Origin of the sequence: Aquamicrobium defluvii (genome assembly GCF_004363725.1) — a bacterium.
GTDB classification, from domain to species: Bacteria; Pseudomonadota; Alphaproteobacteria; order Rhizobiales; family Rhizobiaceae; genus Mesorhizobium; species Mesorhizobium defluvii.
The window spans coordinates 19,105-44,453 of sequence record NZ_SNZF01000033.1; the positions used below are offsets into that span (position 1 = coordinate 19,105).

At 62.7% G+C, this 25,349-nt stretch carries 20 protein-coding genes, 2 tRNA genes, 1 pseudogene and 2 riboswitches; of the genes and pseudogenes, 9 read left to right on the forward strand and 14 right to left on the reverse strand.

Annotated elements, in window-relative coordinates:
- The first annotated feature begins 4 nt into the window (after positions 1 to 4).
- Positions 5 to 1,993 carry a threonine--tRNA ligase gene (thrS, locus tag DES43_RS18885; RefSeq protein WP_035032495.1) on the forward strand — a complete coding sequence of 663 codons (1,989 nt, stop codon included), beginning with the start codon at positions 5 to 7 and terminating at the stop codon, positions 1,991 to 1,993.
- A 70-nt stretch (positions 1,994 to 2,063) separates the two neighbouring features.
- Here the strand turns inward: thrS and DES43_RS18890 are convergent, their stop codons facing one another.
- Both DES43_RS18890 and DES43_RS18895 read right to left on the reverse strand, forming a co-directional pair.
- Entirely contained in the window at positions 2,064 to 2,543 is a 480-nt protein-coding gene (locus tag DES43_RS18890; RefSeq protein WP_051520814.1) for a 6,7-dimethyl-8-ribityllumazine synthase, read from the reverse strand.
- A gap of 79 nt (positions 2,544 to 2,622) precedes the next feature.
- Positions 2,623 to 2,772: riboswitch (FMN riboswitch) on the reverse strand.
- A gap of 49 nt (positions 2,773 to 2,821) precedes the next feature.
- Complete coding sequence (locus DES43_RS18895) at positions 2,822 to 3,772, reverse strand: hypothetical protein (protein ID WP_035032498.1); 951 nt, start codon at positions 3,770 to 3,772, stop codon at positions 2,822 to 2,824.
- Positions 3,773 to 3,914: 142 nt separating this feature from the next.
- On the opposite strand from DES43_RS18895, the gene DES43_RS18900 reads away from it, so the two are divergent.
- Positions 3,915 to 4,502 (forward strand): nitroreductase family protein, encoded by a 588-nt coding sequence (locus tag DES43_RS18900; RefSeq protein ID WP_035032500.1) that lies wholly within the window; start codon positions 3,915 to 3,917, stop codon positions 4,500 to 4,502.
- Between the two features lie 7 nt (positions 4,503 to 4,509).
- Here DES43_RS18900 and DES43_RS18905 read toward each other — a convergent pair whose 3' ends face one another.
- A complete protein-coding gene (locus DES43_RS18905) occupies positions 4,510 to 5,391 on the reverse strand; it encodes an HpcH/HpaI aldolase/citrate lyase family protein (protein WP_035032503.1) in 882 nt (293 codons plus the stop codon).
- Positions 5,391 to 5,843 (reverse strand): MaoC family dehydratase, encoded by a 453-nt coding sequence (locus DES43_RS18910; protein ID WP_035032507.1) that lies wholly within the window; start codon positions 5,841 to 5,843, stop codon positions 5,391 to 5,393. The genes DES43_RS18905 and DES43_RS18910 overlap by 1 nt, the downstream gene beginning before the upstream one ends.
- 152 nt (positions 5,844 to 5,995) lie before the next feature.
- Between DES43_RS18910 and DES43_RS18915 the strand changes: the two genes are divergently transcribed.
- Positions 5,996 to 7,117 (forward strand): DUF2336 domain-containing protein, encoded by a 1,122-nt coding sequence (locus tag DES43_RS18915; protein ID WP_035032648.1) that lies wholly within the window; start codon positions 5,996 to 5,998, stop codon positions 7,115 to 7,117.
- 10 nt (positions 7,118 to 7,127) lie between these two features.
- Here DES43_RS18915 and parE read toward each other — a convergent pair whose 3' ends face one another.
- The 6 genes from parE to DES43_RS18945 form a co-directional block, all read right to left on the reverse strand.
- Entirely contained in the window at positions 7,128 to 9,215 is a 2,088-nt protein-coding gene (gene parE, locus DES43_RS18920; protein ID WP_035032510.1) for a DNA topoisomerase IV subunit B, read from the reverse strand.
- Between the two features lie 303 nt (positions 9,216 to 9,518).
- Positions 9,519 to 12,326, reverse strand: a complete 2,808-nt coding sequence (gene gcvP / locus DES43_RS18925; RefSeq protein WP_035032513.1) for an aminomethyl-transferring glycine dehydrogenase — start codon at positions 12,324 to 12,326, stop codon at positions 9,519 to 9,521.
- A 14-nt stretch (positions 12,327 to 12,340) separates the two neighbouring features.
- Positions 12,341 to 12,709 carry a glycine cleavage system protein GcvH gene (gene gcvH, locus DES43_RS18930; protein ID WP_035032516.1) on the reverse strand — a complete coding sequence of 123 codons (369 nt, stop codon included), beginning with the start codon at positions 12,707 to 12,709 and terminating at the stop codon, positions 12,341 to 12,343.
- A 5-nt stretch (positions 12,710 to 12,714) separates the two neighbouring features.
- Positions 12,715 to 13,815, reverse strand: a complete 1,101-nt coding sequence (gene gcvT / locus DES43_RS18935) for a glycine cleavage system aminomethyltransferase GcvT (protein WP_035032519.1) — start codon at positions 13,813 to 13,815, stop codon at positions 12,715 to 12,717.
- Positions 13,816 to 13,968: 153 nt separating this feature from the next.
- Positions 13,969 to 14,056, reverse strand: a riboswitch (glycine riboswitch).
- 102 nt (positions 14,057 to 14,158) lie between these two features.
- Positions 14,159 to 14,710: a helix-turn-helix domain-containing protein gene (locus tag DES43_RS18940; protein ID WP_166647784.1), complete on the reverse strand. Its 552-nt coding sequence runs from the start codon at positions 14,708 to 14,710 to the stop codon at positions 14,159 to 14,161.
- A 59-nt stretch (positions 14,711 to 14,769) separates the two neighbouring features.
- A tRNA-Asn gene (locus DES43_RS18945) sits at positions 14,770 to 14,844 on the reverse strand.
- A 238-nt stretch (positions 14,845 to 15,082) separates the two neighbouring features.
- Between DES43_RS18945 and DES43_RS18950 the strand changes: the two genes are divergently transcribed.
- The 5 genes from DES43_RS18950 to DES43_RS18970 all read left to right on the forward strand — a co-directional run bounded on the left by DES43_RS18950 (position 15,083) and on the right by DES43_RS18970 (position 18,984).
- Entirely contained in the window at positions 15,083 to 15,352 is a 270-nt protein-coding gene (locus tag DES43_RS18950) for a hypothetical protein (RefSeq protein ID WP_051520815.1), read from the forward strand.
- Positions 15,353 to 15,510: 158 nt separating this feature from the next.
- Positions 15,511 to 15,584 (forward strand) — tRNA-Cys (locus DES43_RS18955).
- Positions 15,585 to 15,673: 89 nt separating this feature from the next.
- Positions 15,674 to 16,342: a protein-L-isoaspartate O-methyltransferase family protein gene (locus tag DES43_RS18960; RefSeq protein WP_035032522.1), complete on the forward strand. Its 669-nt coding sequence runs from the start codon at positions 15,674 to 15,676 to the stop codon at positions 16,340 to 16,342.
- A 167-nt stretch (positions 16,343 to 16,509) separates the two neighbouring features.
- Positions 16,510 to 17,892 carry a TolC family outer membrane protein gene (locus tag DES43_RS18965; protein WP_035032525.1) on the forward strand — a complete coding sequence of 461 codons (1,383 nt, stop codon included), beginning with the start codon at positions 16,510 to 16,512 and terminating at the stop codon, positions 17,890 to 17,892.
- Between the two features lie 183 nt (positions 17,893 to 18,075).
- Positions 18,076 to 18,984 carry a PopZ family protein gene (locus tag DES43_RS18970; RefSeq protein WP_245264793.1) on the forward strand — a complete coding sequence of 303 codons (909 nt, stop codon included), beginning with the start codon at positions 18,076 to 18,078 and terminating at the stop codon, positions 18,982 to 18,984.
- Between the two features lie 134 nt (positions 18,985 to 19,118).
- Here the strand turns inward: DES43_RS18970 and DES43_RS18975 are convergent, their stop codons facing one another.
- From DES43_RS18975 to DES43_RS18985, 3 genes are all read right to left on the reverse strand, one after another.
- A complete protein-coding gene (locus tag DES43_RS18975; protein ID WP_035032656.1) occupies positions 19,119 to 19,925 on the reverse strand; it encodes a DUF72 domain-containing protein in 807 nt (268 codons plus the stop codon).
- A 401-nt stretch (positions 19,926 to 20,326) separates the two neighbouring features.
- Positions 20,327 to 23,251, reverse strand: a complete 2,925-nt coding sequence (gene uvrA, locus DES43_RS18980; RefSeq protein WP_035032529.1) for an excinuclease ABC subunit UvrA — start codon at positions 23,249 to 23,251, stop codon at positions 20,327 to 20,329.
- A gap of 699 nt (positions 23,252 to 23,950) precedes the next feature.
- A complete protein-coding gene (locus tag DES43_RS18985; RefSeq protein WP_156953536.1) occupies positions 23,951 to 24,241 on the reverse strand; it encodes a hypothetical protein in 291 nt (96 codons plus the stop codon).
- A 215-nt stretch (positions 24,242 to 24,456) separates the two neighbouring features.
- Here DES43_RS18985 and ssb point away from each other — a divergent pair, with 215 nt between their 5' ends.
- Entirely contained in the window at positions 24,457 to 24,981 is a 525-nt protein-coding gene (gene ssb, locus DES43_RS18990; protein WP_035032531.1) for a single-stranded DNA-binding protein, read from the forward strand.
- A 6-nt stretch (positions 24,982 to 24,987) separates the two neighbouring features.
- Here ssb and DES43_RS18995 read toward each other — a convergent pair.
- Positions 24,988 to 25,263 (reverse strand): annotated as a pseudogene (locus DES43_RS18995) (IS3 family transposase); the annotation flags it as partial.
- Positions 25,264 to 25,349: the final 86 nt, after the last annotated feature.

Consider the following 25,349-nt stretch of genomic DNA (forward strand, 5'->3'; position numbering starts at 1 on the left):
ACCCGTGTCGAATACCGTTTCCCTCACATTTCCTGATGGCTCGTCGCGCGATTACGATGCCGCGACGACCGGCGCCGCACTTGCGGAATCCATTTCGAAGTCGCTGGCAAAGAAGGCCGTGGCCTACACCTTCGACGGCACCCTGCGCGATCTGTCCGATCCGCTGGGCGGGTCCGGCAAGGTCGAGATCGTCACCCGCGACGATCCCCGCGCTCTTGAGCTGATCCGCCACGATGCCGCGCACGTTCTGGCCGAGGCCGTGCAGGAACTGTGGCCGGGCACGCAGGTGACCATCGGTCCCGTGATCGAGAACGGTTTCTATTACGATTTCGCCCGCAACGAGCCGTTCACGCCGGAGGATTTCGCCGCCATCGAGAAGAAGATGCGCGAGATCATCCAGCGCAACAAGCCCTTCACCAGGGAAGTCTGGTCACGCGAAAAGGCGAAGCAGGTCTTCCGCGACAAGGGCGAGGCTTACAAGGTCGAGCTGGTCGAGGCGATCCCCGAGGATCAGGACCTGAAGATTTACTATCAGGGCGACTGGTTCGACCTGTGCCGGGGGCCGCATATGGCATCCACCGGCCAGATCGGCAACGCCTTCAAGCTGATGAAGGTGGCCGGCGCCTATTGGCGCGGCGACGCCAACAACCCGATGCTGACGCGCATCTACGGAACCGCATGGGCGACGCAGGAGCAGCTCGACCAGTATCTGCACATGCTGGAAGAGGCCGAGAAGCGCGACCATCGCCGCCTTGGCCGCGAGATGGACCTGTTCCACTTCCAGGAGGAAGGGCCGGGCGTCGTCTTCTGGCACGCCAAGGGCTGGAAGATGTTCCAGAACCTCATCGCCTATATGCGCCGCCGCCTCGGCGACGACTATCAGGAGGTGAACGCCCCGCAAGTGCTCGACAAGAGCCTGTGGGAGACCTCCGGCCACTGGGGCTGGTATCAGGAGAACATGTTCGCGGTGAAGTCGGCCCACGCCTTCACCCATCCGGACGATCCCGATGCCGACCAGCGCGTGTTTGCGCTCAAGCCCATGAACTGCCCCGGCCATGTGCAGATCTTCAAGCACGGCCTGAAGTCTTATCGCGATCTGCCCATCCGGCTTGCGGAGTTCGGCAATGTGCACCGTTACGAGGCATCCGGCGCGCTGCATGGGCTGATGCGCGTGCGCGCCTTCACGCAGGACGACGCGCACATTTTCTGCACGGAAGATCAGCTTGAAGCGGAAATCCTCAAGATCAACGATCTGATGATGTCGGTCTACAAGGACTTCGGCTTCGAGGAAGTGGTGGTGAAGCTCGCCACGCGGCCGGAAAAGCGCGTCGGCACCGATGCGGCATGGGACCATGCCGAGGACATCCTGCGCCGCGCTCTGGCGCGCATGGCGCGCGAGGACAATCGTATCAAGACCGGCATCAACGAGGGCGAGGGCACGTTCTACGGGCCGAAGTTCGAATATACGCTGAAGGACGCCATCGGCCGCGAATGGCAGTGCGGCACCACGCAGGTGGACTTCAACCTGCCGGAGCGCTTCGGCGCATTCTACATCGGCGCGGATTCGGAGAAGAAGCAGCCGGTGATGGTGCATCGCGCCATCTGCGGCTCGCTGGAGCGCTTCCTCGGCATTCTCATCGAGAGCCATACCGGCCAGATGCCGCTATGGTTCGCACCCTTGCAGGTGGTGGTGGCGACGATCACCTCCGACGCCGACGACTATGTGAAGCAGGTTGTGGCAAAGCTGAAGGCCGCCGGCCTGTCGGCCGAGGCCGATCTTCGCAACGAGAAGATCAACTACAAGGTGCGCGAGCACAGCCTTGCCAAGGTGCCTGTCATCCTCGTCTGCGGCCGGCGCGAGGCCGAGGAAGGCTCGGTCAACATGCGCCGTCTCGGCTCCCGCGACCAGCAGTCGATGACTCTGGACGAGGCGATCACAGCGCTTGTGGACGAGGCGACGCCGCCCGACCTCAAGCGCGCCCGTGCAAGCTGATCGTATCCTGGGCACAAAAACGAAAAACGGCGGCGGAGCGATCCGCCGCCGTTCTCGTCTGGGAAAAGATTCAGGCAGCGGCAGCCAGTTGCGCGCGGGTCTTGCCGATGATCAGCGCGGCTTCCGCAGCCTCGCGCCCCTTCTTCACGAAATGCTCGGAAAAGATGCGGTTATGATGCTCGGTCTCCTGATAATGGTGCGGAGTGAGCGAAACCGACAGCACCGGAACACCGGAATCCATACCGGCGCGCATCAGACCGTCGACCACCGCTTGCGCCACGAAGTCATGCCGGTAAATACCGCCATCCACCACAAGGGCTGCGGCAGCGACAGCCGCATAGCGCCCGGACTGGGCGAGATCGCGGGCGAGCAGGGGCATTTCGAAGGCGCCGGGAACGTCGAAGACATCGACCTGTTCGGCGGGAATGAGCTGGGTAAATCCTTCCAGCGCGCGATCCACGATGTCCTTGTGCCAGCTGGCCTTGATGAAGGCATAGCGCGCGGAACGTGCAAAAGAAGGGTGGGCTACTTCTGATCGGGCGTGTGTCATGGCGGTCTCCTTTAAGCAACAGACACGTCACCCAAGGCGATCACATGAAGGCTTGCCGCCCGCGTAAATGGCAGCGCCCGCATGTCCTCTTTCATCCGGACTGTAACCGTCGGCCCAGGCATCGCACCTGGTCTGCTGACCTTTCCCGGCAGCGGGGAAAGCGCTCGCGGGCTCGCGGCAGAAGCCGCATACCGCCGGTGGGGAATTTCGCCCCGCCCTGAGAACGGCGCCTTTCTGTCATGGGATGAAAGCTGTTGCAACCGGGAAATGGTGAACAGTCAGTCTGCCGCCTCGGGGTCGACCGCCGAGGCTTCGGAAGCCACCACCTCGATTTCCCGGTTGCGGCCCGGCTCCACTTCGAAATCCATCTGGTAGATGCGGTCGCGGTTCTTGGCTATTGCCGTATAGTCGCCGTCGGCCAGCACCATGGGAGCGAAGGCCCCGACGGTTTCCTGCACCTGCTCGCCGGCTTCGTTGAGAACGGACCAGGACGTGTCGGCGATGGCCTCGCCGCCCGCCTCCCGCACCAGCTTGAGCGTGACTTCGGCGGCATGGTGTTCGACTGTCGCTTCGGTGAGCTTGCCAGCCTCGACACGGATATCCGAGCGGATGATGGCGTTTACCGAGCCGTAGGTGGAAACGACATGGTAGGTGCCGGACCTGAGCCGCACCACGGTGTTGGGCTGGACGTTCGGCAGGATCAGCGCCCGTTCGCCATCGTCCTCGCTACCGCCTTCATAGATCGAAAAGCGCAGCTTGGCGGACGGTATTCGCCCGCCGCCGGAGGCGGTGGCGTCGAGCTTCAGCCCGCCGGCATCGAGAACGAAGCTCTCGCGCTGTGCCTGCCTGCCGACCGAGATTCGCTTGGTGGCGCCCGCCCGGCCATACGAGGCGTGGACGAGATAGCTGCCGGGTTCCAGATCGAAAACCGAGGTCCCGCCCTGCGCGGAAGCGACCAGCGGCAGCTTGCCGTCGGAATCCGGCTCGGGCTTGAAGACCCGCCAGACCATGCCGCGCGTGATGTCCTCGCCGCCTTCGATCAACTGGGCGCTCAGCGTTACGCTGCCGGCGTGGCGCGTCGCAAGCGGACGCTCGTCCTGCGGCGTGGCGTAGCTGGAAATGCCAGGCAGCTTGAGGTTTTCGAGCCCGTCGGCCTGCTGCGCGGCGGCAGGCAGGGCTATCGCGCCCAGCATGAGGATCGGGAAAAGACGGCGAACCGCTGCAATCATGTCTTGCCTTGAACCGCAAGGCGGTGGCAATTTCAAGGCCCATCTGCTTCCGCTGCGGCGGATGCCTTCATTTCCGGCGATGCCAGAGCCAGCCGCAAGGCTTCCGTGCTTCAGCCGCCGTCCTTCCGGGAGATGTTTGCCGATGAGCTCTATGATCATGGATTTCCTGCTGTCCAGAGCATCCGTACCCATTCAGGACTTGCAGGAGCCGGGCCCGGACGATGCGCAGATTTCCCGGATCATCGCTGCCGCCAGCCGGGTACCGGACCATGGCAGGCTGGCGCCCTGGCGCTTCATCGTCTATCGCGGCGAAGCGCGCGAGGAGATCGGCCGCAAGCTGGCGGCGCTGGCCGAAGAACGCGAAGGCCCGCTGCCGGAAGGCCGGCGAAATCAGGAACTCACCCGCTTCTCGCGGGCTCCCGTGGTCATCGGCGTGGTTTCGACGCCGAAGGATCATCCCAGGATTCCCGACTGGGAGAAATTCCTGTCGGGCGGCATGGCGGCGATGAACCTCATCATCGCCGCCAACGCGCTCGGCTACGGCACCAACATCATCACAAACTGGTATTCCGATGTGCCGGAGGGGAGGGCCATTCTCGGCCTGGCGCCGGACGAGCGTGTCGTCGGCTTCGTCCACATCGGCACCTTTGACGGCACGGCGCCGGAGCGTCCACGCCCCGATCCCGTCACGCTCTATGCAGACTATTCAGGCCCGTGGCAGGAAGTCTGACGAAGGGTCAGGAGATCACGCCCGCAGCCCGCGCCCTTGCCAGCAGCCGTTCGGCAAGGCGCAGATGCGGGCGGTCGTACATCTTGCCGCCAATACCGACCACGCCCGGATTTCCGGCGGCCTCGAAGGCGGCAACCACTGCCGCCGAATGTTCGATCGCTTCGCCTGATGGCGTGAACGCGGCATTGATGACCGGAACCTGTGCCGGATGGATCGCCATCTTGGCCGTGAAACCGTCGCGCTCGGCTTCGGCGCATTCCGCCTCCAGCCCAGCGAGGTCGCGGAAATCGGGATAGACGCTGTCTATGGCCGGAACTTCGGCAGAAGATGCCGCAAGCAGGGTGACGGTGCGAGCAAGCCGGAACACATCGGTATAGCGCCCGTCCGCATCCCGCGCCGACCGCGCGCCAATGGCTGCGGACAGGTCTTCCGCGCCCCACGTCAGCCCGGCAAGGCGCGCGCTCGCGCCGGCATATGTCGCGCCGGAGAACAGCGAGGCCGCCGTTTCGGTGGCGATGGCGATTATGGAAATGCCGCCGTCGGGCAAGCCGTGATTCGCCTCATGCACGCGCAGTTTGGCCGAAAGCTGTTGCACGTCCGCGCCGCTGGTCGATTTCGGCAGCATGATGCCGTCCGGGTGCACGCCGGTGAGAGCCGCAAGATCCCCGTCGGTGAGACCGGTGCTGAGGTCGTTGACGCGGATGTAGACAAGCGGTTTCCGGGTCCCGGCTTCCGCCACGAGAAAATCGGACGCGATGCGTCGCGCGGCCTCCTTGTTGGCCGGTGCGACCGAATCCTCCAGATCGACGATCACCACGTCGGCCCCCGAGGAGAAGCCCTTCTCGAGCTTCTTTTCCGAATCGCCCGGAACGAACAGCAGCGAGCGCATCAGACCGGCCTTTTCAGCATCATGGCCTGACGCAGGCATTTCGCCACCAGGACATCGTTCTGATTGTAGGCCCGGTGCTCCAGCTCGACGATGCCGCGATCCGGTTTCGATTTCGATTCGCGCACCGAGACGACGGTTGTTTCCACGCGCACCGTGTCGCCATGGAACAGCGGGTGCGGGAAGACCGTGTCCGTCATGCCCAGATTGCCGATCGTGGTGCCCACGGTCAGGTCGTTCACGGCGATGCCGATCATCAGCCCCAGCGTGAACAGGGAGTTGACCAGCGGCTTGCCCCATTCGGTCTTCGAGGCGAAATCGAAATCGATGTGGAGGGGCTGCGGATTCAGCGTCATCACCGAAAACAGCATGTTGTCGCTTTCGGTGACGGTCTTGCGCAGCGTATGGCGGAAGACGTGTCCGACTTCAAACTCCTCAAGATACAGACCGGCCATTATCCTCTCCTTTTCATGCTTTTTGATAGGACGCAGACACGGCCCCCGCAAGCGCACCGGCAACATCAAAACATGGTGAACGCTTTATTAAGCGATCGATTCTATCGTGCATGGGGAAAGCCGGGGCTGGCTTCTGGGGTTGGGCGCAAGTGATCGTTGTTTCGCATTTCCTGAAATGGGTCGGCACTGCGAAAGTGTCGGAACGGGCTGCCGCTGCGGCGGCTCTGGCCAATGCCTATGTGCAGCACACGCTTCCCTTCGAGGACAGGTGCGCGGCGGAGGCGGCCCTTACCCTTCTGCTCGACGATCCGTCCTCCAAAGTGCGCCAGGCCATGGCGGAAGCCCTTTCCATGAGCCGGCACGCTCCGCCGCAGGTTGTCGCCGGGCTTGCGGCCGATCAACCGGAAGTCGCCGCACTCGTCCTTGCCCGCTCGCCATTGCTGACGGATGCAGACCTTATCGACCGGATTGCCGCCGGGAGCGCAGCCACGCAGAAACTGATCGCCGACCGTCCCTTCGTGTCGATGCCGGTAGCCGCGGCGATTGCCGAGATCGGCGAGGCCGATGCCTGCGTGACGCTGCTGGAAAACAGCGGAGCTGACATCGCTTCGCTCAGCTTCCGCCGCATGGCGGAGCGCTTCGGCCATGCCGGTGCGGTGCGCGAGGCGCTGATCGCAGACCGGCGCCTGCCTGTCGATTGCCGGCATATGCTGCTGGTGAAGCTTGGAGAAACGCTCAGGGGCTCGCCGCTGGTGCAGGCGCTCATGGGGGCGGCGCGCGCCGAACGCTTGCTGCGCGATGCATGCACGAAGGCGTCGCTCACCCTGATCGAGGGCACGCGCGCGGACGAGCATGCGGCATTGGCGGAGCATCTGCGCCTGCGTGGCGACCTGACGGCATCGTTCCTTATCCGCACAGTGGCGCATGGCAAGATCGATTTCTTCGGCAGCGCTCTGGTGGTTCTGACGCGTCGCGGGGAGCAGCGCGTGGCTTCCCTGCTGGCCGCCGGAAATGACGTGGCGTTGCGTGCGCTGCTGGCCAGCGCCGGACTTTCAGAGGCAACGCATCCGGTCATCCTTTGCGCGCTGAGGGTGTGGCGCGAGGTCGCCAACGGAAAACGTGTCGCCGGAGTTCAGGAAGTCAGCTGGCTGATGCTGAAGGAAGTCGGCGGGCAGGGTGCGCAAGGCGACCTCGCCGCGCTGATAAAATCCATTCATCTCGATGCGCTGCGCGAGAACGCACGCGGCCACGCGCTCGCCATCGCCGCGGCCTGACAGGGCTGCGTCAGATATCGAGTGCGTCGGCCTCGGCGAATTCTGCACGCTCGGTTATGAAGCGGAAGCGAGCTTCCGGTTTCGTGCCCATAAGCGCATCGACGGCATCGCGTGTGGCCGCTTCTTCATCGATCACATCGACGCGCAGAAGCGTGCGCTTCTTCGGATCCATGGTGGTTTCCTTGAGCTGATGCGCCATCATCTCGCCCAGACCCTTGAAGCGGCCGATCTCCACCTTGCCGCGCCCGGTGAACTGGGTGCGCAGCAACTCGTCCTTGTGGGCGTCGTCGCGGGCATAGGCGACCTTGCCGCCCTGCCGTATCGAATAGAGCGGCGGCACCGCCATGTAGAGGTGCCCGTCACGGATGAGCTGCGGCATCTCCTGATAGAAGAAGGTGATGAGCAGCGAGGCGATGTGCGCGCCGTCGACATCGGCGTCGGTCATGATGATGACGCGGTCGTAGCGAAGGTCCTGATCGCGGTATTTCGAGCGCGTGCCGCAGCCGAGCGCCTGGATCAGGTCGGAAATGGTCTGGTTGGCGGTCAGCTTGTCATGCCCGGCGCTGGCCACGTTGAGGATCTTGCCGCGCAACGGCAGAACGGCCTGCGTGGCGCGGTCGCGCGCCTGCTTGGCGGAGCCGCCGGCCGAATCGCCCTCGACGATGAACAGTTCCGCTCCCGCCGCCGCATTCTGCGTGCAATCGGCAAGCTTGCCGGGAAGCCGCAGCTTGCGCACGGCGGTCTTGCGCGACACTTCCTTTTCCTGCCGCCGGCGCACGCGCTCGTCGGCGCGCTGGATCACCCAGTCGAGCAGCTTGGTGGCTTCCTGCGGATTGTCCGCCAGCCAGTGGTCGAACGGATCCCGGATCGCGCTTTCCACGATGCGCACCGCCTCGACGGTGGCGAGGCGGTCCTTGGTCTGGCCGACGAATTCCGGTTCGCGGATGAACACCGACAACATGCCGGCTGCCGAAATCATCACGTCCTCGGACGTTATCACCGAGGCGCGCTTGTTGCCGGTCAGGTCGGCATAGGCGCGCAGGCCGCGCAGCAGCACATTGCGGAAGCCCGTTTCATGGGTGCCGCCTTCACCGGTGGGGATCGTGTTGCAGTAGGAATTGAGGAAACCGTCACCGCCGTACCACGTCACCGCCCATTCGACGGAGCCATGGCCGCCCTGACGCTCGGATTTGCCGGCGAAGATTTCGCGCGTAACCTGAAAATCGCCCTTCAACGAGGCGGCCAGATAGTCTCTGAGACCGCCCGGATAATGGAACTCGGCTTTCGGTGGCGTGTCGTCCTTCTCGCCGATCAGAAGCGGATCGCAGCTCCAGCGAATCTGCACGCCGCCGAACAGATAGGCTTTGGAACGCGCCATCTTGTAGAGGCGCGCGGGGTCGAACTTCGCGCCCTTGCCGAAAATCTGCTCGTCCGGCCTGAAGCTGATCTTCGTGCCGCGCCGATTGTGGATGTCGCCCAGATGCTCCAGATCGCCGAGCGGCTTGCCACGCGAAAAACGCTGTCGGTACAGCTTGCGCCCGCGGGCGATCTCGACTTCCATTTCCTCGGACAGCGCATTGACCACCGACACGCCGACGCCATGCAGGCCGCCGGAGGTTTCATAGACCTTGGAGTCGAACTTGCCGCCCGAATGCAGCGTGGTCATGATGACCTCGACCGCGGGCCGCTTGAATTTCGGATGCATGTCGACGGGAATGCCGCGCCCGTTGTCAGTGACGGTCAGGAAACCGTCGGCGCCCAGTTCCACCTCGATGAAGGTTGCATGGCCGGCGACGGCCTCATCCATCGAGTTGTCGATGACTTCCGCGAACAGATGGTGCAGCGCCTTTTCGTCGGTGCCGCCAATATACATGCCGGGGCGGCGGCGCACTGGCTCCAGCCCTTCAAGAACCTCGATGTCGGCAGCACTGTAGCTTTCGCCAAACTCCTTCGGCGCAGGCGCTGGGGCGCTTGCCGCGACTGGCGATGCTGCCGCATTGCGCGCTGCTACCACGAGCGGATCGGCCGGACGCGCCGGCGTGCGCACCGGCTGTGGCTTGTCATCGATGCGGGCGAAGAGATCGTTGCTGTCGTCCATGCGGGTCCGTTAGAGCAATTCCAGCAAAGGTGCTAAGCGGTTTTGCGTTCGGAATTGCGTAAAAACAAAAAGTCAGAGCGTTTCTGCGATCCGAAGAGAAGCGGAAATGCTCTAGCGGAGGCTGCGAATCACCAATCAGTTTGCCACGCTTTGGGATCGAGCGCGACCGGGGTTCCGGTTCTGTTCAGGATCGCTTCCCCGGAATACAGACGAACAGCACGCGGGGCAAGGATTTGCGATGACCGGCAAGCCGCAAGGCCGGCGTTTTCACGCCGGCCTTGCTCATTCCTTCCCGTTCGCCGCTTACTCGGCCGCGTCGCTGTATTCGGACACAGGCGGGCAGGAGCAGATCAGGTTGCGGTCGCCGGCCACATTGTCGATGCGCGACACCGGCGGCCAGTATTTGACCAGCGTGTCGGCATTGCCTGCGGGGAAGGCCGCTTCCATGCGCGAATAGGGATGCGTCCACTCGCCGGCCAGAGCCTCGGCGGCCGTGTGCGGCGCATTGACCAGCGGATTGTCTTGCGCAGGCCATTCGCCCTTTTCCACCTTCGCGGCCTCGTCGGCGATGGCGATGAGCGCCTCGCACAGACGATCCACTTCGGCCTTCGGCTCGGATTCCGTCGGCTCCACCATCAGCGTGCCCGCAACCGGGAACGACATGGTGGGGGCATGGAAGCCGTAGTCGATCAGGCGCTTGGCGATATCGTCCACCGTGATGCCCGAGCGGTCCTTGAGCACGCGGGTGTCGAGGATGCACTCATGCGCCACGCGCCCGCCGCGGCCCCGGTAGAGCACCGAATAGTGGTTGCCGAGACGCGCCACCAGATAGTTGGCCGACAGGATGGCGATTTCCGTCGCCTTCTTCAGTTCCGGGCCCATCATGCGGATATACATCCAGGTGATGGGCAGGATCGACGCGCTGCCGAAGGGGGCGGCCGAAACCGCATGGGCGGAGCCTTCCGCGACATGCCCCGGCAGATGCGGAGCCAGATGCGACTTGACGCCGATCGGGCCGACGCCCGGACCGCCGCCGCCATGCGGGATGCAGAACGTCTTGTGCAGGTTCATATGGCAGACATCCGCGCCGATATCGCCCGGCCGCGCGAGACCGACCAGAGCGTTCAGGTTGGCGCCGTCGAAATAGACCTGTCCGCCATGGCCGTGCACGATGGCGCAAATGTCCCTGGCGCCTTCCTCGAACACACCATGCGTCGACGGGTAGGTGAACATCAGCGCGGCCAGATTGGCCCCGTGCTGTTCGGCCTTCGCCTTCAGGTCGTCGATGTCGATGTTGCCATCATCGGTGCAGCGGACCACGACAACGCTCATGCCGGCCATGGCCGCCGAAGCCGGATTGGTGCCATGCGCCGAGGAGGGGATCAGACAGATGTTGCGATGCCCTTCGCCGCGCGACTTGTGATAGCCGCGAATGGCGAGCAGGCCGGCATATTCGCCCTGGCTGCCGGCATTGGGCTGCAAGGTCACGGCATCGAAACCGGTGATTTCGGCCAGCCAGCCTTCGAGTTCGCCGATCATGTCGCGAATGCCAGCCGAATGTGCCCTAGGCGCGAACGGGTGCAGGTTGGCGAGGTTCGGCCAGCTTACCGGCATCATCTCCGCCGCCGCGTTCAGCTTCATCGTGCAGGAGCCGAGCGGGATCATGGCGCGGTCCAGCGCCAGATCCTTGTCGGCCAGCCTGCGCAGGAAGCGCATCATGTCGGTCTCGGAGCGGTTCTCGTGGAACACCGGCTGGGTCAGGAACTCTCCACCGCGCGGCTTGCCCGGAAGGCTGTTGGACGCGGATGCCCTGGCCTTCGCCCCGAACAGGGCGGCGATGGCTTCAAGATCGGCTTCCGTGGAGGTCTCGTCGAAGGCGATGCTGACATGGTCGGCATCGATGACGCGCAGCAGCCTGCCATCCTTTTCGGCAGCCGCCGCAATCTCTTCGGCCTTGCCATTCACTTCAGCGGTTACGGTGTCGAATCGGCTGGAGCCCAGCACCTTGACACCGGCCGCGGCAAGACCCTCGGCAAGACCATTGGCCAGTGCGTGGATGCGGCCGGCGATGCCCTGAAGGCCGGCCGGGCCATGCCAGATGGCATAGGCGGTCGCCATGTTGGCAAGCAGGGCCTGCGCGGTGCAGATGTTGGAGGTCGCCTTGTCGCGGCGGATGTGCTGCTCGCGCGTTTGCAGGGCGAGGCGGAAGCCCGGACGCCCGTGCGCATCGACCGACTGGCCGACGAGGCGGCCGGGCATCAGGCGGGTAAGCTTGTCGGAGACGGCGCAATAGGCTGCGTGCGGTCCGCCGAAGCCCATCGGCACGCCGAAACGCTGCATGGAGCCGACAGCAATGTCCGCCCCGAGGCTTGCGGGCGAACTGGTCACGGTCAGCGACAGCGGATCGGAAATGAAGATGACCAGCGCACCGGCGGCCTTCGCCTTCTCGATCGCCGCCTTGTGATCGCCATAGACGCCGTTGGCGTCCGGCCAGGAGACGATGAGCGCCGCCGTATCGCCGTCGATCGTTTCGCCGTCGATCACGATGTCCAGTGGTTCGGCGCGGGTGTGGAGAACGTCGAGCGTCTGCGCCAGCGGCACGCCGGCCAGCGCTATCTTGTTGCGCTTGTCGCGATGATGGCGAACAGCGATTCCAACCGCTTCGGCGGCGGCGGTGGCCTCGTCCAGCAGCGAGGCGGAGGCGACAGGCAGGCCGGTCAGTTCCGACACCAGCGTCTGGAAATTGAACAGCATTTCCAGGCGCCCCTGGCTGATCTCGGCCTGATAGGGCGTGTAAGCCGTGTACCAGGCCGGGTTCTCGAACATGTTGCGCTGGATGACCGGCGGCACCTGTACGCCATGATAGCCTGCGCCGATGAAGCTCTTCATCACCGTGTTGCGCGACATGGTGGCCGAAAGCTCTTCGAGAGCTTCGGCTTCCGTCGCCGGAGCCGGAAGGCTCAGGGGGCGGTCGAGGCGGATCGATTTCGGAACCGCCTGATCGATCAGCGCATCCACCGAAGGAACGCCGATCCGCGCGAGCATGGCGCGCACATCGTCGTCGCCGGGGCCGATGTGGCGATCTGCGAAAGCGTAAGGTGCCGTGGTCATCTTCAGTTGTCCTGTCAGCCTATATGGGCGTTGTAGGCTGCCTCATCCATGAGGCCGTCGAGCTGGCTCTTGTCGGAAAGCTTCATCTTCCACAGCCAGCCATCGCCGGTCGCGGCGGAGTTCACCAGCGCCGGGTCCGAGGAAAGCGTCTCGTTGGCTTCGGTCACTTCGCCGTCGACGGGGGCGTAAACGTCGGAAGCGGCCTTGACCGATTCAACCACGACGGCGGTGTCGCCCTTGCTCAGGCTTTTGCCGGTTTCCGGAAGCTCGACAAAAACGAGATCTCCAAGCTGCTCCTGCGCATAGTCGGTGATGCCGACCGTCGCCACATCGCCTTCGACGCGCAGCCATTCGTGATCTTCGGTGTAATAGGTCGTCGCCATGAGAATTATCCTTTGCGGTAGCGATGCGGAGTGAAGGGCAGGGCGTGCACGTCGACCGGCACCTTGGTGCCGCGAACATCGGCGTACAGCCTTGTACCGTTGGCTGCCAGGGCGGCGGGCACATAGCCCATGGCGACCGGATGCCCGGCTGAAGGTCCAAATCCACCCGAGGTGATGCGGCCGGCTTCATTGCCGTCCGCATCGAACAGGGCCGCGCCGGCGCGCACCGGCTGGCGGCCTTCCGGCTTGAGCCCGACGCGCTTTTCGACTGCTCCCCGGGCAATCAGGGCGCGCAGCGCGTCAGCGCCGGCGAACCGGCCTTCCGCGCGCAGGCTCTTCGGAACCGCCCACATCAGCCCGGCATCCACCGGATTGGTATCGGGCGTGATGTCGTTGCCGTGCAGGCACAGGCCGGCTTCGAGGCGCAGGCTGTCCCGGGCGGCCAATCCAACCCACATCACGCGCTCGTCGGCGAAAAGCTTTTCCAGCAGTTCGCGCGCATCCTTTTCGGGAAGGCCGATCTCGAAGCCGTCCTCGCCGGTATAGCCCGAACGGGTCAGGAACCAGTCCGCGCGCGGCTCGGTGCCATGCATGAAGGAAAGACCTTCGGTTGCGATGCCGGCCTTGTTGAGCGCGGCTTCGGCTTCCGGGCCCTGAATGGCGAGGAAAACGCGATCCAGCGGATTGACGGTGACGTCCAGTCCTTCGGCGAGCCTGCGCAGATGCGCCTCGTCTTCAGCCGCGTTGCCGGCATTGGCCACCAGCATGAAGCGGTCGTCGCCAAGACGCGTGACAATGACGTCATCGAGAATGCCGGCGGCATCGTTGAGCAGGAAGGAATATTTGGACTGGAGCAGCGGCAGCGCCGCTGCATCGAGCGGGCAGGCGCGGTCGAGAAGAGCGCCGGCGCCGCCGCCGGAAAGCTCGATCAGCTTCATATGCGATATGTCGAACACGCCGACATGCTCGCGGGTGTGCTGATGCTCTTTCATCACGCCGGCCGGATAGGTCAGCGGCATGGACCAGCCGGCGAAAGCGCCGAAACGCGCTCCTGCCTTCTGATGCAAATCTTCCAGGGGTAGGTGTTTCGTTTCTTCGCCTGCCATGACTTCTCCAGAGCAACACGTAACAGGCCGCACCATGCGACCATTCCGTGCCCCTCTGTCTGAAGCCTGAGAGACTCGTGCAGCCGGAACCCTGTCGGCGGCACTTACACCTTCGGCGCAGGGCGGATGTGGCCCTGACTTTCCAGAGTGTCGTTACTGCCAACGGTTCTTTTGCCTGAGAGATTTCGGGCGATTTCCCCTTCGGCGACAGCCTTGCGCTGTTCTCTCCCGCAAACAGTTGAAGCTTTCCAGCCTCCCGACGGACGAATGCATAGCCTGTTCGCGGCGACTTGTCATCAGAAGGAACAGCCGCCACCAACTATTGTTTCGCGGCAACGCGCCTTCAGCGTCCGGCTGTTGTCAGGCGGTCGAGATCGATTTGAAGCTGTGAGATGAGTTTGCCTGTCTGGGCATGCAGCCGCTGCAATCGGGCAAGCTGCGCTGCGACGTCCTGCGAGGCGTCTGCACCGGCTTCGGTCTCTTTGGGACCCTCGCCCACGCCATGCAGCAGCCATGCGATGCTGACGCCGAGCAGGCCCGCAATCTTGTTCAGGCGATGGAAATTGGGCATGGAGCGGTCCGTCTCCCAGCCCTTCACAGTCGCTGGCCTGACGCCAAGCCGGCGCGCGAATTGCTTCGCATCGAGTTCGCAGGCATCCAGGGCTCTGGAAAATCGGCCGCCGAATGTGTCGGCGTCCGGCAGTTCCTCAAGAATATTTTCGGGGTCGGTCACCCGTTCCACCTCTCGGTTTGTTGCTGCTTCATCTGCGCGGCATCCTTGCAATGCCGCCGGTGAAGCATAGGAAAGCCTCTCCCATGCACAACCCGCCGGGTGAATTTTCAGCGCAAGCCATTGATAATATTGAATAGTATTTTTCCGTACCACAAACGGCACGAATCTGCCGCCGGATAGATCCGGACGAAAGGAGGCAGAATGTAATCTGTTGATGAAAGTGGCTCCCCGGGCCGGATTCGAACCAGCGACCAACCGGTTAACAGCCGGTTGCTCTACCGCTGAGCTACCGGGGAACAGCAGGCTCTTGCGAGAACGGGGCAGCCTATAGCAAACACCTTTCAGCTTTGCAAAGCCGCTTTTTTCTTTTTTTGCACCATTTGCACACCCGCGCTCGAAATGTCGCAATCGCATGGCCATATTGGCCGGTTCGGGTGGCTTGAAAAGGCCGTCGGAACGGATTGAGAGGCAACGGGTTTACGGTTTTGGGTATTGAAGATGCCCGGGAACGGAAGCTCCGGTACTTGGAACGACATGATTCAGGACGACCCCCGAAACGATTGCCGCGACCTGCCTCCGCGAAGGATCACGCTTCTGGGCAGGGAGTTCACGCTGCCGCGTTCACGCCGGGCGCGTATTTCCATAGGCGTGAGCCTGATAACGTTTGGCTGCTTCGGCTTTCTGCCCGTGCTGGGTTTCTGGATGATTCCTCTCGGGTTGCTCATTCTTTCCTACGAGTTTGCCCGCGTGCGGCGCTGGCGCCGGCGGTCCGCCGTCTGGTGGGAGCGGCGCAGGCGAGGTTAGGGTAGCCGCAATTTCCTTGTTTCCCCTTGTGTGTTCGGGGCCTGGCGACCCCGGCTTTCACGCTGCCCTCCAAGGATATTTTACAGAATGGCTCCGTTCGGCTTGACGGCGAAAACACCCTAACCTAATGAGGCCGCTGGAACGCTTGGACAGCGTGAGGCCTCGTGGCGGAGTGGTTACGCAGAGGACTGCAAATCCTTGCACCCCGGTTCGATTCCGGGCGAGGCCTCCAATTTCCACGGCGTCCTGCAAGCGGCAGGATTGCCCGCGTTCCAGTGGACTGTGAGCGCGCGATGCGCGCCAAAGCGGGGCAGCTTGCACATGAGCGCTGATTTCACCGAACGTCGCGTCAAAATGGTCGACGGGCAGCTTCGCACCACCGATGTGACGAGCGCGCCGCTGCTCGATGCCTTCCTGTCCGTGCCGCGCGAGCTGTTCGTTGAAGAATCGATGCGTGAGCTGGCCTATATCGACGAGGATATTCGCATCGGCGACAGCTGGTCCGGTCCCCGCTTTCTCATGGAGCCATCGCCGCTGGCGCGGCTTTTGCAGCTTGCCGAGCTGGGCTCCGATGATGCGGTCCTCGATATCGGCTGCGGCACCGGTTATTCATCCGCAATTCTTTCCTGGCTTGCCGCGTCCGTGACGGCGCTGGAGAGCGATCCCGGCCTCGCCGGCAGGGCGCGAGAGACGCTCGCGGCGCTCGGCTGCGAGAATGTTTCGGTGGTGGAAGGCGTGCTTCGCGACGGCTGGAAGGCTGGCGCTCCCTACAATGTCATCGTGCTTCAGGGCAGTGTCGATGAGTTGCCGGAATCGCTTCATGAACAGCTGGCCGAGGGAGGCCGCCTGGTTGCCGTCGAGGGCAGGGGGAATGCAGGAGTTGCACGCATCTTCCTGAAATCTGGCGGGGTTCTGACCGGCCGTCGCGCATTCAATGCGGCAATTCGGCCACTACCCGGATTTGAACGCACCAGAGTTTTTGAGTTCTGATCTGATTTAACTTGCAGCCGAAGCCTACTCATGTTCGCTTGCTGTCTGAACGAATCCGGTTGCAGCCTGTCAGGTGTGCGTCGGCGGGGTGTGTGAATACAGAGGCGCGATAGGTTGACTCCGGACCTGAGTTGCGCCGCTATCGATTTGTAAAGTTGAGGGTCGACGTGCAGTCCTTTAGCAAGACCGTTTTTGCCGCCCTATTGATTACCGCAGCGGTGTTTTCGCCGGTGACAGCTTCGGCCGAAACTATCACCGGAGCGTTATCGAAAGCTTACCGCAACAATTCCCAGCTCAATTCCGCGCGTGCGGGCGTTCGCGTCACGGATGAGGATGTCGCTATCGCCAAGTCGGGCTATCGGCCGAATGTGGTGGGCTCGGCGAGCATCGACTACACGGAACGCCGGCGCCATGACACCTCCGTGCGGCTGACCAGCGGCAGCTTCGGTGTGCAGGTCAACCAGATGCTGTTCGACGGATTTCAGACAAAGAACACCGTCGCGGCAGCCGAGGCGCGGGTCCGGGCTTCGCAGGAAAGCCTGCGCAATACTGAAGAGAACATCCTGTTCAGCGCGGCTCAGGCGTACATGAACGTCATCCATGACCGTCAGGTTGCGGCTCTGACAAAGCAGAACCTCGAATTCCTCAATGAACAGACGCGCGCCGCCCGTTCGCGGCTGGAAGTCGGGGAGGGTACCCGTACGGATGTGGCGCAGGCCGATGCCGCCCGTTCAGGCGCGGAAGCGCAACTCAGCGCCGCCCGCGCGCAGGCTCTGGCGAGTGCGGCTCAATACAGGCAACTGATCGGTGAGGAACCGGGCCAGCTCAAGGCCGCTTCGCCCCTCTCCAAACTTCTGCCCTCGAGCCTCGATAGCGCGGTTGCCGTTGCCGCCAAGGAGCATCCCGCAATTCTCGCCACCAGCCATCTGGTCGATGCCGCCGCCTATGGCGTGAAATCGGCGGAAGGCGCCCTGTTGCCGTCGGTCACTGCTTCCGCAGGCGTCTCGCGCAGCTACAGCAACACCTCGCCCAGCAGCCTTGCGACGTCGGATGGCTATTCCAATTCGGCCAACATCGGCGCCACGCTGTCGATCCCGATCTATCAGGGCGGCCGCACCTCCGCGCAGGTGCGCAAGTCCAAGGAGCAGCTTGGCCAGGCCCGCATCGAGGTCGATGTCAGCCGCGATCAGGTTCGTCAGGCTGTCACCGCCGCCTGGACCGCCTACGCTGCCGCGCAGGAAGCTGTGGTTGCAAATCGCCAGCTGGTAAGTGCCGCCCAGCTCGCGCTCAATGGTGTGATCGAGGAGCGCAATGTGGGTCAGCGGACCACGCTGGAAGTGCTGGACTCCCAGCGCGACGTGATCAACGCGAAGATCAATCTCGCCAGCGCGGAACGCGATGTCGTGCTGGCAAGCTACGCCATCCTCCAGGCCATGGGCCGTCTTTCGGTGGATCGGCTCGGCCTTCAGGTTGCCAAGTATCAGCCCGAAGAGCACTACAACGCCGTCAAGGACAAGTGGTTCGGTCTGCGCACGCCGGATGGCCGCTGAGCCCGACTTCCGCAGAATGATTGGAAAAGGCGCTTCGGCGCCTTTTTTGTTGGTCGACCGCCTTGGAACATTGCGGCGGGCAGGCTTCGTGCCCCTCTAATCTGTTGAAATGGAGCAGGGTTCGTGTTTGGGGATTCTCGCGCGGTCAATGGTCCGCTACCCTTATAGCGGCATGATTCGAACGTGACCGTTACGATTCGGTTGCGTTCAGGTCTGACCGGCAAGCAAATCACGAGGGCGGCGGACGTGACGATGGCGACGGCAAGCAATGTTCAGCGCGAACCTTCGATGGAGGAAATCCTGGCGTCGATCCGCCGGATCATCGAGGACAGCGATTCCGGTCGCAAGCCGACAGAATCTTTCACCGATGGTGGCATCGAAGCCGAAGCCCGGGACGAGCCAGAGGCTGCTCCGGCTGTTGTGGATGTGTTCCGCACCGAACTTCGCTCCGGAACCGGGTCTTTTTCCCTGACGCCTGAAGCCAGCACGCCAGAGATGTCCCGGCCCGGGTCCCGGTCGGACTCGGCGGCAGGGGCAAGCCGCGTTGACGGCAGAGAGGCGGAAGGCAGCGCTCCCGCCAATCCGGATTCCACATTCACGAGGATCGATTTCACGCGCAGCGAATCGGCGCGGCCTTCGCGTGAAACGGTTCAAAAGCCGGCCGAAACGGCTGGTGACCGGCATGTGCCTGCCGATACGCTTCCCACGCGCGGGGGCAGGGATGACGTGGGACCGGATCTTGCGCGGCAGCCGGATCGGTTGGCAGACGTCGTCCCGCAACCCGAGTCCGCTGTCGAGAGGAAGCAGCAGGTCGAATCCACCACTTTGGCAACGGCTACGCCTGCGCTTTCCGCTGAAAATTCCGAGGCTGCCGCAAAGCCGGTTCTGGTTTCTGAAAAGACCAGCCGGCAGGTTGCCGCCGCGTTCGAGGAGCTTTCCGGGGCCTTTGCAGCGCGCAGCAAGAAGTCGCTCGATGATATGGCGGAAGAGATGCTGCGGCCAATGCTGCAGGAATGGCTCGACAACAATCTGCCAACCCTTGTCGAGAAGCTTGTCCGCGAAGAGATCGAGCGGGTCGCCCGCGGCGCGTAAACCACTACATGCGCCCGCAGCGCTCAAGCCTTTTCAAGGGCTTACATGCAATGGCTGAATCGAAATGTCAGGCATCTGAATCGGTTTCGTAACCTCGGGACAGTCAGCTTCCTGTGGCCGTTTCGGCGCAGGGTTCAGCCGTTCATGCGTTGCATCAGGGCCATTGCGCCATGCGGCGCCCGCACCTTTCCTTCGGTAATGAAATAGATGAAAACGTCACGCGGCCGGTCAGCAGCCGGATTTTCCGGGTCGACGACCTTCAGATCGGCCGGGGCCTTCCCCTCGGCCCAGATGCGGGCCCTTTCTGCCCATGCATCCAGGGATTGCGGCGTATAGCAGTCGGGGTTGTCGTCGCTGCCTGTTTGGAGGCGCGCATAGATGAAGTCGCCGGTGATGTCCGCGATGGTCGGGTATCTGGCATGATCGGCGTAGACGATGGACGCGCGGTAACTCCGGGCGAGGGCTACGAAATCGGGTGTAAGAAAACTGTCGTGCCGCACTTCCAGCGCATGATGCAGCTTCACCCCATCCTGACTGTCCGGCAGAAGCTTGAGAAATGCCTCGAAATCCTCAGGATCGAATTTCTTCGTCGGCGCGAACTGCCAGAGAATGGGGCCGAGCTTTTCGCCCAACGCCGCGATTCCGGAGCCGAGGAACCGCATGATCGATTCTCCTGCCTCGCCCAGCACCCGGCGGTTGGTCACGAAACGATTGCCTTTGAGCGAATAGACAAAGCCGTCCGGCGCTTCCTTCGCCCATTTGACGAAGGTCGGCTCCTTGAACGAGGAGTAGTAGGTGCCGTTGACCTCGATCGTTGGAACCTGCCGCGTCGCATATCCGAGTTGCCGGGTCTTCGGCAGCTTTTCCGGGTAGAACGACGTGCCCCATGGTTCGAAAGTCCAGCCACCCATGCCGGCGCGGATCGTTCCTGAGCTTGTCATCTGTCGCTCCATGGGATCTCGATGAAAAAATGTGCTTGCGGAAGTATTTCATTACAGGGAATGGGGTGCAAACCGTGGCGCGTTGTCTGCTGACAGTTCGACATGGGCTCGCGACCGCTCCGGTGGTCCTGATGCGAGGCTGAGCCTGCAATGTCCACCCGGAACATGAAATCGTTTTACCCGCCGTCCGGCATCACGTGCGATGAATGAAGCGCCGGTCAGGATACGCCGACACTTGATGTGTGCGGATGCATGGTTCTGCAACGGGCGACCCTGCGCTGCGTGTTCAGCTTCGAGGCGTACACCAGTCGTCGCGCCGGCAAAGCCCGGTCCGCAATGGACGGACAGTCCCGAAGCAGTGGCCGACAGCCAATGATCGTCCGCGGTGAGAGCCGATAGTGCTATTCGGCGGCCACCTGCTTGCCGCCTGGACGGCGCTCCAGCAATTCCTTGAGGAACTGGCCCGTATAGCTGCGGGGCTCGGCCACTATGTCCTCCGGGGTGCCGGAGGCGACCAGTTCGCCACCGCCATCCCCGCCCTCGGGCCCAAGGTCGAGCACCCAGTCGGCGGTCTTGATGACCTCCAGATTGTGCTCGATGACCACCACCGTATTGCCCTGCTCGACAAGTTCCTGCAACACTTCGAGCAGCTTGGCCACGTCGTGGAAATGCAGGCCGGTGGTCGGCTCGTCGAGAATGTAAAGCGTCTTGCCGGTCGCCTTGCGCGACAGCTCCTTGGCCAGCTTGATGCGCTGGGCCTCGCCGCCCGACAATGTCGTCGCCTGCTGGCCGATATGGATGTAGCCGAGACCGACATCCTTGAGGGTTTGAAGCTTGTCGCGCACCGCCGGCACGGCCGAGAAGAATTCGACGCCTTCCTCAACCGTCATGTCGAGCACGTCGGCGATGGATTTGCCCTTGAAGGTCACGTCCAGCGTCTCGCGATTGTAGCGCTTGCCGTGGCAGACATCGCAGGTGACGTAGACGTCCGGCAGGAAGTGCATCTCGATCTTGATGACGCCGTCGCCCTGGCATGCCTCGCAGCGCCCGCCCTTGACGTTGAACGAGAAACGCCCCGGCTGATAGCCGCGCGCCTTGGCTTCCGGCAGGCCGGCAAACCAGTCGCGGGTCGGCGTGAAGGCGCCCGTATAGGTGGCCGGATTGGAGCGCGGCGTACGGCCGATGGGGCTCTGGTCGATGTCGATGACCTTGTCGAGGAATTCCAGCCCTTCGATGCGGTCATGCTCGGCCGGATGCTCGCGCGAGCCCATGATGCGCCGTGAAGCCGCCTTGAACAGCGTCTCGATCAGGAAGGTGGACTTGCCGCCGCCCGAAACGCCGGTGATGGCGGTGAAGGTGCCAAGCGGAATTTCCGCCGTCACGTTCTTGAGGTTGTTGCCGCGTGCGCCCACCACCCTGATGCGCTTGCCCTTCTTGCCCGCGCGGCGTTGGGCAGGTGTTGCGATCTCAAGCTCGCCGGACAGATATTTGCCGGTGATCGAGTCCGGATTGGCCATGATCTCGCGCGGCGTGCCCTGCGCGATGACGCGACCGCCATGCACGCCCGCGGCGGGACCGATATCGACCACATAGTCGGCATGCAGGATGGCGTCCTCGTCATGTTCGACGACGATGACCGTGTTGCCGAGGTCGCGCAGATGCTTGAGCGTGTCGAGCAGGCGGGCGTTGTCGCGCTGGTGCAGGCCGATTGACGGTTCGTCCAGCACATAGAGCACGCCGGTCAGTCCCGAGCCGATCTGGCTTGCCAGGCGGATGCGCTGGCTCTCGCCGCCGGACAGCGTGCCGGAGTTGCGGGACAGCGTCAGGTAATCGAGGCCGACATCGTTGAGGAAGCGCAGTCGCTCGCGGATTTCCTTGAGGATGCGCACCGCGATTTCGTTCTGCTTCTCGTTGAGCCGGTCCGGCAGTTCGTTGAACCAGCGGTCCGCCTTGCGGATCGAGAGTTCCGTGACCTCGCCGATATGCTTGCCGGCGATCTTCACCGCCAGCGCTTCGGGCTTCAGGCGATAGCCGCCGCAGGCCGGGCAGGGGGTGGCCGACATGAAGCGCTCGATTTCCTCGCGCATCCAGGCCGATTCCGTCTCCTTCCAGCGACGCTCGAGATTGGGGATCACGCCTTCGAAGGTCTTGGTGGTCTGGTAGGAACGCAGGCCGTCGTCGTAGTTGAAGGTCACCTCGCGCTTGCCCGTGCCGTGCAATATGGCTCCGCGGGCGTCATCCGGCAGATCCCTGAACTTGTCGCCAAGCTTGAAACCGTATGCCTTGCCGAGCGCCTCCAGCGTCTGCGCGTAATAGGGCGAGGTGGATTTCGCCCAGGGAGCGACAGCGCCGTCGCGCAGCGAAAGGTTCTCATCCGGGATCACAAGGCCGGGGTCGATGGCGCGCTGGTTGCCCAGGCCGTCGCAGGTCGGGCAGGCGCCGAACGGATTGTTGAACGAGAACAGGCGCGGCTCGATTTCCGGAATGGTGAAACCGGAGACCGGGCAGGCGAATTTTTCAGAGAACAGGATACGCTCATGCGTGTCGTTCGCCGACTTGTTGGCGGCACCGCCCCCGGCCGTCTCCTCCGGCGGCAGCGGCTTGTCGGCGAACTCTGCCACGGCCAGCCCGTCGGCAAGCCTCAGAGCCGTCTCCATGGAATCGGCGAGACGGGTGGCAAGGTCGGGCCGCACCACGACCCGGTCCACAACGACGTCGATGTCGTGCTTGTACTTCTTGTCCAGGGCCGGCACATCCGCGATTTCGTAAAAGGAGCCATCTATCTTGACGCGCTGGAAACCCTTCTTCTGGAGTTCCAGCAGTTCCTTGCGATATTCGCCCTTGCGGCCGCGCACGATTGGCGCAAGCAGGTAAAGCCTTGTGCCTTCCTCAAGCGCCAGCACGCGGTCGACCATCTGCGACACGGTCTGGCTTTCGATGGGCAGGCCGGTCGCCGGAGAATAGGGCACGCCCACGCGCGCGAACAGAAGGCGCATGTAGTCGTAGATCTCGGTGACGGTGCCGACCGTCGAGCGCGGGTTCTTCGAGGTGGTCTTCTGCTCGATGGAAATGGCGGGCGACAGGCCGTCGATCTGGTCGACGTCCGGCTTCTGCATCATCTCCAGGAACTGCCGCGCATAGGCCGACAGGCTTTCCACGTAGCGGCGCTGGCCCTCGGCATAAATAGTGTCGAAGGCGAGCGAAGACTTGCCCGAGCCCGACAGGCCGGTCATCACCACGAGGGAGTCGCGGGGCAGGTCGAGATCGACATTCTTGAGATTGTGTTCGCGTGCGCCGCGAATGGAGATGAACTTATGGTCGGCCATGGCCGCTCCGCCGCCTCGATATGGAATGTTTCGGAATGGCGGGCTTCCCCGGCCTTCCGCCAATATAGGTCGTCCCTGCGCGCTTTCGAGATAAGCCGCGAATTTCCACGCCGGGTTTAAGCGTCTTTCTCCAAGTCACGCAAGCAGAAAGAACAAAAAACGAACATGCTCCTGACAAAATCCGATCCGTGCCTGTTACAAAGATCACATTTCGCTCAATTCTGCCCTTGAATGTTGACGTGACGTCATGGACGCGCCAGATTTTGAATTACGGAAGCCGATCGCCTCAAGAGGCAGATCTCCTCGAAGCGCATGGCATCTGCGAGACGCCGCACGATGGAAGATGCGCTGGGGGATGAAGTGCTTTCGGATCTTGTGGTGAAACGGACAGAAGGAGAGAGGTATGACTCCACCGGACAGTCCCGAAGGGCTTCGCGCCTGACGCGGAGCCGCGGTCGCCCCCAATCCGCCGGAAAATTCCGTGCAGGTAAACAGGGCCGATCGTTTCCCCTTACAATCAGAAACTCTTGTCGGATCGTCGGCTGAATGCTGCGAAGCATCCGAAATACAAAGCCGGTAAATTGTTCCCGGCATCATGGGTAAAGCCCATCGAAAGCCCCGACCGCTCGAAATCGCAGCGGCGGGGCTCATTCTTTTGGACGTATCCGCGGATGCACCCGGCTGACAAGCGATTGTCGGTCAGCGTTTGGGAGTTCTCAGCGAGCCGATGCCGATGTCGTATGTGAGCTTGCCGGAAACCTTCACATCGAGATTTCCGACCCTGAACCGGCCGAACTGCCCGGAAGCGGGTTTGGTGTCGGGCTCCGGTGGAAGCGGGGTCACGATGCTGTAGGCGCCGTCTACACCGGGCAGATCGCCTTGCGCCGATGCGGGTTGGCCGGATGCTGCGGATTTGCTGCCGGCGAAAGCCGGTGCGCCGGAAGGCGCAAGGAGCAAGGCTCCACAGATGGCCATGCAGGTAGGTTTCATAAGCTGTCTATAGGTTCCTTGCCTGTCGGATGCCAGTTTTCATTGAGGTGAAACGGGCAAGGCGCTCATGTTTCGCTTGACTTTGGATGGATGTATGGAACATAAGGAGAACAAAAAACCTCTTGGGGAAACAGGTGCGGCGTCTGGGCCAAATGCCGCGTCAGGCTGTAAGGTACAGCAGACTTCCAATTTAGGACGAGCGTGGAGACAGCGTTATGGCGGGCAGCGTCAACAAGGTCATTCTGGTCGGCAATCTGGGCGCGGACCCTGAAATCAGGCGGCTGAACTCCGGCGATCCGGTTGTGAACCTGCGCATCGCCACGTCCGAAACCTGGCGCGACAAGATGTCGGGCGAGCGCAAGGAAAAGACCGAATGGCACAGCGTCGTGATCTTCAACGACAATCTTGCCAAGGTCGCCGAACAATACCTGAAGAAGGGCATGAAGGTCTATATCGAGGGCCAGCTCCAGACGCGCAAATGGCAGGATCAGAACGGGCAGGACAAATACACCACCGAGATCGTGCTGCAGAAGTTCCGGGGTGAGTTGCAGATGCTCGATGCGCGCGGCCAGGGCGAAGGCGGCGGGCAGGTCGGCTACGACCGTGGCGGCTATTCCGGTGGCGGCGGTGGCGGGCGCGGATCCGACTTTGGCCAGTCTGGGCCGGGCGACTTCGGCGGCTCTCGCGGTGGCGGCGGAATGGGCGGCGGACGCGACCTCGACGACGAAATTCCCTTCTGACCGTTTTTAAACGGCCGTTCCCGGCCGAAAACGCGGAAGGGCAGGGTAGCTGTTCGGTCCCGGCATTTGGTGGATCGGATCGATGATGAATCGATCCGGGTCTGAAGTCCATCGTTTGCATATGAATTCATAAGGTGTGAGGCCCTTCAGCATCTTGAGCCTGCGGCCGAAGTTGTAGGCATCGATGAAGTCCTGAAGGTGCCGCCTTAGCTGGTCGTGGCTGTCGTAGTGGAAGCGCTTGACGGTCGCATCCTTGATGGTGCGGTTCATCCGTGTGATTTTTCATGGAATGAGGACCCCAGTTGAGGGGTAATTTTCGTCCAAACGGGACCCCTTAACGTGGGGTCATCAAAGTGCGTCCGGTTTGA